The 2,117-nt window shown below is 41.6% G+C and carries 2 protein-coding genes; both read left to right on the top strand.

Features of this window, described 5'->3' with window-relative positions; genetic code table 11:
* The first annotated feature begins 170 nt into the window (after nt 1-170).
* Complete coding sequence (locus ACFIL8_RS09410; protein WP_375689564.1) at nt 171-878, top strand: hypothetical protein; 708 nt, start codon at nt 171-173, stop codon at nt 876-878.
* Between the two features lies 1 nt (nt 879).
* The coding region (locus ACFIL8_RS09415; protein ID WP_375689566.1) for a hypothetical protein at nt 880-2,117 on the top strand (1,238 nt) is incomplete at its 3' end.

Raw genomic sequence — 2,117 nt, forward strand, 5'->3', positions numbered from 1 at the left:
GAAGCGGAAATCAAACAACAGGCAGTAAAAGAGGTTAAGCCCACCAATCAGAAGGAATTTGTCCCTTATGATGAAGAGGTCACTCTCTATGCTAAAGCGGACAAAACAGTACAAGCTGGTCAAGCAAGTATAGTCGTTGAATTTGTGACTAATCACTGAGAGGTATTTTGATGACACGTCATTATATTCGGGTTAAGACTGGAGGACCGATACCAGTAAAGCGAGATGTTTATCGTCATAAGAGAACACTTTCGCACTTAGTGTCGGTCATTCAAGATGAGATTGATGACATAGCGGATGAGTATGTTCATCAAATCCAAGAAAGCATTTTTGCAGCCATTCGTTTTTGTGAACGGGAGACCTTTTACTTTAACGAAAGCCGTGATGTGGTGTTTGAGACACGGGCGGGACAAGGTGTTTATGATGCAAGCGCTACCCGCCCTATTGAAACAGCTGTTAAAATAAAAAACGTTTATCTAAGCTCTGATCAACATCATAAGTTTGCATTGGAGTGTAAGGACCATGTTTCTTTAGAGCCTTTGTTATCATCAGAGCAGCAAGGAACGCCGGTTTGTTACAGTTATTTTGATAGGAAATTACATCTTTATCCCACGCCGGATAGAGCCTATCAGATTCAACTCATTCTCTCTCCATTGCGTTTATCAGAGATAGAGAGTGTTGATGAGGAGCATCTATGGTTTGTGCACGCGTTTGATTTGATTAAGGCGCGTGCAAAATACGAACTTTACAAGAATATCTTGAAAGACCCCGATTGTGCAACGGCAGCTTACAATGACTTTAACGAACAGTTGCATGAATTGCGTGCAGAGACGTCTCAACGTCATAACGTGACCAGAATAATACCAACGGATTTTTAAGATGGTTTATTTTCCAATCGCTGATTACAGACCAGATGTTTCGGTCGTCAACGGTAGCTTTACGGATACGCTTGTGAATGTTTTACCGGCTGATGGCGGTTACATACCCATGCCTAGTGCAATGGTTGTGTCTCATGCTTTGGAAGAAAAGCCTTTGGGGTGCATAGCGTTTAGAAGTGGCAATGGTGTTAAGATAATTGTAGGAGGCAAACAAAAGCTTTACAGTTATGATAGTCAAACCAAGGGTTGGAAAGACATAAGCCAAAGTGGTGTGACCTATCAAGCAAATGAAGAGAATAAATGGTCGTTTGCTCTTTTTAAAAACATGGTTATTGCGGTGAATAAAAATGATAAGCCGCAAGTTTTCAAGGTCCTTAGTTCTGAACGGTTTGAAGATTTAGAAGGAAATCCACCGAAAGCAGGATTGATCAAAGTTTGGGGACCTTTTGTTTGTTTGATGCAATTGACAGATAATCCCAATCGCATTCATTGGTCAGGTTTGAACGATGTAACTTTATGGGAAATAGGTAAAAAAAAATGTGATCATATAGATTTTCCAGATGGAGAATATGTGCAAGGGGCGACGGAATCCACCAATCCCCTTATTTTTATGCGTTCTGCTATTTACGCTGGTTTATTTACTCCAGGGGCTGAACTTGTATACAGTTTTCAAAAGATACAAGACAAGCGCGGAGCGCGCAGTGCAGCCTCTATAGCATGTCGAGGGAGTGATGCTTTTTTTGCGAGTGATGGTGGTTTTTATCAGATGAGTTTGGATGGTCAACTTTTGCCGATAGGCTTTGAGAAAGTTGATAGAACAGTTTTTAAAACCTTTGATAAGTTTGCTCTTGATGAGATGCAAGGGGTTATAGACCCCGTTGATAACCGGATTTACTGGTCCTTAAAAAGAGGTAATAACGAGCAAACGACCTTTGTCTATGATTGGGGCTTGCAGAAATGGTCGACGCTACAGGGAAAACCTTTCACGTTGTTTCCAGTATTTACGACAGGGTATACTTTAGAACAGTTAGATGAGATATCGATCAATCTTGAGTCCTTGCCGGCTTCTTTAGACAGCCCTCGTTGGCAAAGTGGCGCACCCATGCTTGGTGCTTTTGATGATGAAAATCGGCTTGTTATGTTTACGGGAGCACCGATGGAGGCAACGGTTGTTTCGCAAGAATTGGGAGCACCAGATGGAAGTTTTAACTTTATCACGAAGATGTTTGCTGAAGTTGA

The sequence above is a fragment of the Bartonella sp. AP57NXGY genome (assembly GCF_042195805.1).
In the GTDB taxonomy this organism is placed as follows: domain Bacteria; phylum Pseudomonadota; class Alphaproteobacteria; order Rhizobiales; family Rhizobiaceae; genus Bartonella.